General features: G+C 45.2%; 9 protein-coding genes. 2 read left to right on the top strand and 7 right to left on the bottom strand.

Features of this window, described 5'->3' with window-relative positions; genetic code table 11:
* From VIP81_RS06735 to VIP81_RS33740, 4 genes are all read right to left on the bottom strand, one after another.
* Positions 1-466 (bottom strand): SCO family protein (locus tag VIP81_RS06735; RefSeq protein ID WP_331957706.1); only part of this gene is annotated, 466 nt, incomplete at its 3' end.
* Positions 463-2,142, bottom strand: coding sequence for a cbb3-type cytochrome c oxidase subunit I (locus VIP81_RS06730; protein ID WP_331957705.1), 1,680 nt, complete (start codon positions 2,140-2,142; stop codon positions 463-465). The genes VIP81_RS06730 and VIP81_RS06735, both read right to left, overlap by 4 nt.
* A 7-nt stretch (positions 2,143-2,149) precedes the next feature.
* Positions 2,150-2,605 (bottom strand): hypothetical protein, encoded by a 456-nt coding sequence (locus VIP81_RS06725; RefSeq protein ID WP_331957704.1) that lies wholly within the window; start codon positions 2,603-2,605, stop codon positions 2,150-2,152.
* Between the two features lie 10 nt (positions 2,606-2,615).
* Positions 2,616-2,741 carry a cytochrome c oxidase subunit 2A gene (locus tag VIP81_RS33740; protein ID WP_133811474.1) on the bottom strand — a complete coding sequence of 42 codons (126 nt, stop codon included), beginning with the start codon at positions 2,739-2,741 and terminating at the stop codon, positions 2,616-2,618.
* A 195-nt stretch (positions 2,742-2,936) separates the two neighbouring features.
* Between VIP81_RS33740 and VIP81_RS06720 the strand changes: the two genes are divergently transcribed.
* A complete protein-coding gene (locus VIP81_RS06720) occupies positions 2,937-3,428 on the top strand; it encodes a low affinity iron permease family protein (RefSeq protein ID WP_331957703.1) in 492 nt (163 codons plus the stop codon).
* A gap of 12 nt (positions 3,429-3,440) precedes the next feature.
* On the opposite strand, the gene ligD is transcribed toward VIP81_RS06720, so the two are convergent.
* The 3 genes from ligD to VIP81_RS06705 all read right to left on the bottom strand — a co-directional run bounded on the left by ligD (position 3,441) and on the right by VIP81_RS06705 (position 6,095).
* Entirely contained in the window at positions 3,441-4,418 is a 978-nt protein-coding gene (ligD, locus tag VIP81_RS06715; RefSeq protein WP_331957702.1) for a non-homologous end-joining DNA ligase, read from the bottom strand.
* A gap of 123 nt (positions 4,419-4,541) precedes the next feature.
* Positions 4,542-5,096: a hypothetical protein gene (locus VIP81_RS06710; protein WP_331957701.1), complete on the bottom strand. Its 555-nt coding sequence runs from the start codon at positions 5,094-5,096 to the stop codon at positions 4,542-4,544.
* Positions 5,097-5,129: 33 nt separating this feature from the next.
* Complete coding sequence (locus VIP81_RS06705) at positions 5,130-6,095, bottom strand: SphA family protein (RefSeq protein ID WP_331957700.1); 966 nt, start codon at positions 6,093-6,095, stop codon at positions 5,130-5,132.
* 273 nt (positions 6,096-6,368) lie between these two features.
* Here VIP81_RS06705 and VIP81_RS06700 point away from each other — a divergent pair, with 273 nt between their 5' ends.
* The gene (locus tag VIP81_RS06700) at positions 6,369-6,857 is read left to right on the top strand and encodes a hypothetical protein (RefSeq protein WP_331957699.1); all 489 of its coding nucleotides are present in this window, start codon (positions 6,369-6,371) and stop codon (positions 6,855-6,857) included.
* The last annotated feature ends 1,044 nt before the right edge of the window (positions 6,858-7,901 follow it).

Here is a 7,901-nt window from a genome sequence, read left to right as displayed (position 1 = left end):
AGTAATACAGCGATTTTTTATCACCGGTCAGCAGCTTCCATTTGTCTGTAGTCATGGGCAGCTTTGCGGCATACCGGTGTAAAGTAGCCGGTGAATCCCTTTCCGGGTCTACGGTAAGCGAAAGCAGTACCACTGCTTTATCTGCCGCCGGAATGCGCTGTAATTGCCGCATCATCTTCGGACATATCACCGGGCAGGAGGTAAAGAAAAAGTTTGCCACGGTAATATTGCCTTTGAGCAGCGTATTGGTCACTACCACGCTGTCCTGGTCTGTAAAAGAAAATGGGGGCAATACGGCGGCATCTTTTATATCTGTTATCACCGTATTGTTTTTCCCATACAAAGGCAAATGGCTGTATTTTTCTTCTGCCCAATGCACCATCCCATACGCCAGTAATGGCAGTACAATCAGGGCGGCCAGCGCCGCTTTCCAGGAGTTTAATATGTGAAAGCCAGGTCTGTTCATTTCTTCATAATAACGGGTGTAGGATCAGAAGGCTGATAGGGCGGCGCTTTTCTGCCAGTATTATTCAGCGCATCAGAAATAGCAGGGATATAGGCCATCAGGATAATCAGCACCATCAGTACCAGCCAGGGACGGAAAGTATCGAATAAAGGAACCCTTTTGTCTTCGTGATAACTTTCGCTGACCGGCAAATCGAGGGTAGACGGCGATGTCTTCTTCCGAAAAAAAGTACCAAAGAAAACGATAAAGTATAGAAAGCCTGCAATAAACATAATGCCGCCACCTGCCAGTCCCAGCATACTGGAAATCACCCAATAGGAATGAAACTGCTCACTGGCAGGATTCAGGTAAGTGAGGCCCATATTGGTTCTGCGGGGTTCGCCCATCAGACCTCCCCACATTAGTCCGGCCGAAAAAATCAATACCCCTACGGTCCATAAATAGGGGATAATGGTATTGATGGCCGGCAGGAATATTTTCTTACCGGTGAGTTGCGATACCAGGAAAATGGACATGCCGATGATCGCTAAAAACACCGGCCCTGCCACCGTTAAATGAAAATGCCCGGGAATAAAAGAAGTGTTGTGTACGACATTGTTCAGCGAATAGGAAGCATTGACCAGGCCCGTTAACCCACCAAAAATGAAGAGAATAAGCCCGTTGATCAGGTAGCCAAATAAAAACACATCCTTTCTGAAAAAAGGCAGTTTCCAGATCCAGCGGTATAAGCCTTTGCCACCCCGCAGGCGGGCGGCGTACTCCAGTGATGCCGCAATGGTAAACGCTGTAATAAAACTGGGTACCGCTACACCAAAAGTGAGTATAGACTGCGTGAGCTTAATACCCCTGCCAATAGAAGGATCTCCAAACTGATGATGTACGCCAATGGGGATCGACAAAAGGAGGAACAGGAAAAAGGCAATGCGCCCCGCTGTAGCTGAGTATAGTTTGCCCCCCGCCAGTTTAGGCAGCATGGTATAAAACATAATATAAGAAGGCAGCAACCAGAAATACACCAGTGCATGACCAAAGAACCAGAATAAAGTACGCGCCAGCACTACGTTTACGCCGGCCGTCCATCCCATGCTCCATGGCACCAGTAATACCAGCACCTCATAAGCCACCGCCAGGGTGCACACAAACCAGATGGTGAAATTAACCAGCGTGCCAATCACTGCCAGCGGCGTATTGATATCGCGGTGCTCCCGTTTCCACCGCACATAAATAATACACCAGTCCCAATACGCTACCCAGGAGCCTACAATCAACATCGCGGTACCAATATAAAAAGCGGGATGCGCTTTCAGTGGCGGATAAAAAGTATACAGTACGGATGCTTTGCCCGCCAGCATGGCTGCTGCCGCCATCAGCGTTCCCACTACCATCAGCACCATCGACAGCATGCTGGCTTTCCGGTGTGGTTCCTGCTTCAGGTAAAATGCAATGGTGGCATGCCCGAAGGCGACGGCAAAAAAGGTAGTGAGTACTACAGCATTGATCACGCCATGCAGGGTGAGGCCCTGATAGTAATCCAGTTTGGCTACCGCAGCCTGGTGAATAACCCCGGCCCGGTAAATAACCTGCATTAGCCCGTGGTAAATGCCGATTGTGAGCAACAGCACCGGCACAAATAATTCTGCCAGTATGATGTTCTTTAGGAACCTGCTTACATTCATCGTTTGCTTATTTTTTATTGGGATAGTTGACAATAATTTCCGCCTGCATGTTCTGGTGACCGGTACCACAAAACTCATGACATACTACTTTGTACACCCCCGGCTCGTCAAAGCGGATGGTGGTTTTAGATACGCCACCCGGTACGCCCATCAGGTTCACATTCTTATTGTAAATATTAAATCCATGTACCACATCCAGTGAGGTCAGAAACAGGTCCACTTCACTGCCCACCGGGATATAGGTGATAGATGGCTCGAAGTTCCACATACGCGCTACATAGAAAATCTGGTAGGTGTTTTTGTCTACCTGGTTTACCCGTGCCGTTTCATAAGATTTATCATACGGCAAACATTCCGTTACATCCGCCTTCTTTGCGCCCATGGCATAAAACAGCGAAAAGATAAACAGGGCGGATATACAGAGTGCCGTGATAATTACATTCCTTTCAAATTTGTCGATCATAACGAACGATTTAAATCCTGGAAAGCATGAGAAAGTAGATACCAAACCAAATAATTAATCCGATGACCACCAGTAAAGCGAAGAAGGCAACAGCTCCTCGGGGGACAAATTTTTCCGGGTTATTGGAATCAGACATATGGATATGTTTTTCTTACGGTTGTATTACAATTGAGAGGAGGGAAGTGTTTAATAAAATTAATATAATGTGTGGGGAGGGGGAAATGTGGCCGTTTTGTGGAATCTCCGGGCCAAATCGTCCCCTTCATAGCCTTTAAATGCCCGCTTTCACACTGGTGCAATACTTGCGCTGCTACTTAAAAACAATGTAGCCATGAAAGAACTGACCAACGGCCCCTCTCAAAAAAACTTCTTTGAAAAAATGTCTACCAAAGTAATTGCCGCCACCGGTAGCCCCTGGGCCTTTTTCGTGGCCCTCACGGTGATCATTGTATGGGCGGTGAGTGGCCCGGTATTCCACTATTCAGATACCTGGCAGCTGGTCATCAATACCGGCACTACCATCATTACTTTCCTGATGGTGTTCATTATTCAAAAATCACAGAACAAAGATTCCAAGTCGGTACAACTGAAACTGAATGAGCTGATTGCTGCCAATAAATCCGCCAGCAACCGGCTGATCGACGTGGAAAATTTATCGGAAGAAGAGCTGGATGTTTTACATAAATATTATCGGGTAATGGTGGAGGAAACGAAGAAGAGAGTGAGCATGACGGAATCCCATTCTGTGGAAGAAGCGATTGGCGATGCGCTTAGTAAACATGAGGAAGATTTGTTGACGCGGAAAAAGGCCAGGAAAGCCTGATGAAAAAACGTGTTACAGGAATTTTTTCAATTTGTTAAGAACCGTCATCATGTTAATCCCTTTGCCCAGCAATCCTTTGAGCAGATCCCCTTCGCGGGCCAGCCGTTTCGGGAGATTGTTGATATTGAAGTCAGTTACTTTCAGTCCTTTTTTCACTTCCTCCCAACGCAGCGGGGCCGAGGCCGTGGCTCCAGGTCTGGGTCGCAGCGAATAGGCTGATGCCATGGTTTGGATTTGCCGGTTTTGCAGGAAGTCCAGATAGATTTTTCCTTTTCTCTTCGCGGGTGTTCTCAGCACACTGGTGGTATCGGGCAAGCGTCGGTTCACCACACCTACGATCAATTCCGCCAGCATGCGGGATTGTTCGAAAGTATATTTTGCGCCGAGCGGAATAAGTATATGCATGCCGGTAGCGCCAGAGGTCTTTACATAAGAAGGTGCGCCAATATCATCCAGCACACTTTTTACTGCGAGCGCCGTGTCCATCACCTGCTCAAAGGTGTTGGTGTCGGGATCGAGGTCTATGAGGCAGTAGTCCGGGTAGTCGGGCTTACTGATCCTGCTGTGCCAGGGATTTAGTTCTATACAGCCTAAATTAGCCATGTACAACAGACTGGCTTTATCTGTACACACCATAAATTCTTTGGTTACGCCATCGGACTCACTGGTATACGGGAATCGTTTGATCCAGGCGGCTACTTTGTCTTCCACATTTTTCTGGTAGAAGTTAAACCCGGTAATCCCTTCCGGGAAGCGGTTCAGCGACTGCGGTCTGTCTTTCAGGTAGGGAAGTATATAATCGGCGATGGCGGCGTAATAGTTGATCAGATCCCGTTTGGTGATCCCTTCTTTGGGCCAGTATAGTTTATCCAGGTTGGTAAACTTCAATAGCTTACCATCTACCTTTTTCTCCGCCTGGTTTTCGTTTTTGGAGAGAAAGGGAACTGTTTTGCCGGTAGTTTTTTTGGGTGTATCTTTTTCTACGCTCATGGCTGATTTGATTCATCTATAGAAAAGAAGTAGTCAGTGATGTTCACTAAAGTAACAAAAGTTCACCGCATAGAAAAGCCCTGACTACATCACGCAGCCAGGGCTTTTCATATAAAACACACCTTATTCTTTTTCTTTGATAAACTTACCGTCGTTATCAAAGAAGAGTCTCTTCTTATCGCTGCCTTTGTGAATGGCTACTTCGAACCGTTGCTCTGTTTTATCAGGGCGGATGGTTTTTTTAATTTTGTCGGAGTCGATCAGGTAGCCTTTGTAGGTTTGAACAATGTAAGTGGACACACTGCGGGGTAAGCGGGAGTTAACGAGTACTTCCTTGGCTTCTACCAGTTGTCCGTTCTGGTCGTAGGTAGCTTCCATGTTGCCGCCATTTTTGCCGGTGATGTTTAAAACATACATACTGTAATCGTCGCTGCTGAGGGCGGCTACATTATCTTCCGATACATTCCAGTTTGCTTTGTACGTTTTCAGGGGCATTTTCAATACCTGTTTTAACGTCATGTGGGGGAAGTTTTTTTTCAGGGAATCCTGCACGGATTTGGGCATGGATTTACTGTTAATTTTCTGGGCGTCTACTACTACTTCCTGATCCTGCGCCTGTGTGCTTAGGGAGCAGAATAAAAAGGCCAGCAGAACGAATGATAAGTTAAGTGCTTTCATGATGCATGTTTTATGTGAGAAATGAGGATGGTGCTATTTTTTTGCGAATGATTTCAGCGAATACGCCACGGTCAGCATAAAGGTGTTGCCTTGTATTCTGTTTTCGGCGCCCATTTCTGCCAGCCATCTGAGGTCAAATAATGTCCGGATGCTGGGGGCATAGTAACTACCTTCCGCGCCAACGCCGAAAATTTTGTCTTTAGACGGATCCAGCAGGTATCCACTGCTGAGGGGAATCTTATCTGTAGTGGTTTTAAATTGCATATAATAAACTACACCTACATTAACGATTTTGGGGACGGGGCCTGCCGCCGCTTTCATATACCAGGTTTTACCAAGACCGCCTTCAATACTCAGATTGTCGCCGGTTTTGACATCGGTATTTTTCTTCTCACCGTTCAGTGCGTAAGATAACAGGGAAGCGAAATGAATTGTTTTAGTTTTATTAAAGAATACGGTGGTACCGGCGGAAAATTCATTTACCAGCTGTCCCAGCCCACTATTATCACTACCTCCCTGTTCATATTTTCCGCTGGGGAAGTAAAGGGCGTAGCCAAACAGGAAGTCGGCCTGTTTGGTATGCCATCCTAATTGTACGGGCTGAAGATAGATATCAGTGAATGCAAAGGGTGATTTGGTGGTGGTAACGGTAGACTCCAGCCGGTTACTGGCAAAGGGGAACAGTACAGATCCACCGTAATTGGCACCCAGTATTTTTAAATTGGTGACCCAGCTGCCACCAATGCCGGTTACAAACATGTTTAATCCCAGGTTGTCGGTAACGACATCGCCTTTGCTGTTCTTTAATTTGGAGGCGTTGTAGAGGTAAACCGGTACTACCAGCGCAAATCCGGGAGGCGCCTGTGTGCCGGATTGCAATCCGGCATCCCCCAGGATGTGATCACCTTTTAGCTGGGCGAAAGCGGAGGGGCTGAAACATACATAGCCAATTATCAATACGGTAATGTAGCGAAGGGAACGCATGCGCTCTGTATTCATTTTTCAGAATTTAATGATGCAATGAAAACAGATGAGAGCGAATTGTATATGCCAGGAGGGTTATTCTGATTGTAAATTAAACAGATATTTTTAAAATGCCATGAATTTTCTCAGAAAAAAAAATAAGAATAATTATGTAACTTTTTTTGACATCGTGATGTTATAGGATAACAGGTTTACAATTATCCTTCCTGAGCATACCCCTTTTAGCGAATCATCTTCACTGTGGCAAATGACCTGCTTCCTCGGCGGCCAAATATAAAAAATGCACTTATGAAGAAAACGGTACTTATTCTAATGTTCTGCTGGTACGGCCATGCTTTCGGACAAGCTGCCAATGAAGACCTTGCGGTTATTCAATCGGTGTTTGGTAAAGAAAAGAAGGCGGTAGTAGAACAGTTTATGCAGCTGGATAGTGGCCAGTCGAACGCATTCTGGCAATTATACGGCGACTACGAATCCAATAGGAGGGAGCTCTCCCGGGAGCGGCTGGTGATTTTAAACGATTATGCAAAGGCATATAATCAGCTGGATGATAAAACAGCTGAGTCTCTTGCCAATCGTACCATCAGCAACGATATGGCCTATGACAAATTTCACAAACGCTATTTTAAAAAATTCACTAAAGTTATTGGCGGAAAGAATGCAGCAAAATTCTTTCAGCTGGAGGCTTATTTCCAGAACGCTATCCGGTCTTACATCCTGGATGAAATACCGTTTATAGATGAACTGGAAAAAAGCCGGAAGTCTTCACACAGTTAAAAGTACAGCCATCACGTAGTGACCTAAGCATTACATAGCAACGGATGGCCGGTTTTGCAACCTTACAGCGGTTGCCCATCGCCTGAGATTATTGTAAAAATGCAGGCAGAGCCGGTCCGGAAGATCACGGATGGTAGTGGGGTTGTATTTAATCGTGCAGGCTCCGGGCCGACACTCTGTCTTATTTAAATGGGAATACACTTAACAATGATACTTTTCAACGGAAATAAAATGACTATATCATCACGATATTAACTTTACAACCCGCCATCGTGATTCATTCCTGTACGGTTTCTCAATAGTACACTAGCGTGGAATCTACAGGCGATGAAGATTGCGGGGTGTTCTCACCCTGCATGTTTTTTTTAGCTGTTAGTTGTTGGCTTTTTGCTTTTAGCTCTTAGCGTTTGGCTATCGCAGCGTACATTAATTCCGGAGAAAAAATTACTTACAGTTTAATGGTTGATAGAATAGGAAAACGGCAAGGAGCTCCCTCCCTGCCGTTATTTTTATGTATATGGGGGATCGCCTTCGGCGATTTTCCAGGGGGACAGGATTAGGTTGATTAACCATGATTGCCCGATTTGATTTAGTAGGATTTTAAAAGATTCGGGGAGATAGAAGCGATTATCTGCTTTTATCTCCCCGATAATATTTAAAAAACATCACTATCCTAAAACGTCACTATCCCAAACATCACCAAACATCATTCTAATCCAAAAAAACATCACGATCCTAAAAATCATTCTAATCCAAAAATCATCACAATCCTGAACAAATACAAGCGCCGAAGGCGCTCCCCTACGCGCAATTATCGCTGCTATAAAAGAAAAAGGCTGCGTCTTAGACAAGACACAGCCGTTCCTAAGCATAAACAAATTAGCAATCATCAATTCTTAAGTATCATTGAATATTTTTAATTGTTCAGGAATATTCCAATATTGAAATTGAAGCTCTTGAGATTGTCAATCTGGAAGAGATCATTTTTGTTGGTAGCATACTGATAGCTTGCCCCCACGAGTATGCCCCAGTTTCCACCATTTG

This window comes from Chitinophaga sp., from assembly GCF_036566945.1.
Lineage (GTDB): Bacteria > Bacteroidota > Bacteroidia > Chitinophagales > Chitinophagaceae > Chitinophaga.
The sequence above is the reverse complement of the archived record's forward strand: the minus strand, read 5'-3'. Positions and strand labels throughout refer to the sequence as shown.

Excerpts from the sequence above, each read along its gene's own strand:
- VIP81_RS06710 (WP_331957701.1), bottom strand. The coding sequence starts at position 5,096 with ATGAAAGCACTTAACTTATCATTCGTTCTGCTGGCCTTTTTATTCTGC.
- VIP81_RS06720 (WP_331957703.1), top strand. The coding sequence starts at position 2,937 with ATGAAAGAACTGACCAACGGCCCCTCTCAAAAAAACTTCTTTGAAAAA.
- VIP81_RS06700 (WP_331957699.1), top strand. The coding sequence starts at position 6,369 with ATGAAGAAAACGGTACTTATTCTAATGTTCTGCTGGTACGGCCATGCT.
- ligD (WP_331957702.1), bottom strand. The coding sequence starts at position 4,418 with ATGAGCGTAGAAAAAGATACACCCAAAAAAACTACCGGCAAAACAGTT.
- VIP81_RS06725 (WP_331957704.1), bottom strand. The coding sequence starts at position 2,605 with ATGATCGACAAATTTGAAAGGAATGTAATTATCACGGCACTCTGTATA.
- VIP81_RS06730 (WP_331957705.1), bottom strand. The coding sequence starts at position 2,142 with ATGAATGTAAGCAGGTTCCTAAAGAACATCATACTGGCAGAATTATTT.
- VIP81_RS06705 (WP_331957700.1), bottom strand. The coding sequence starts at position 6,095 with ATGAATACAGAGCGCATGCGTTCCCTTCGCTACATTACCGTATTGATA.
- VIP81_RS33740 (WP_133811474.1), bottom strand. The coding sequence starts at position 2,741 with ATGTCTGATTCCAATAACCCGGAAAAATTTGTCCCCCGAGGAGCTGTT.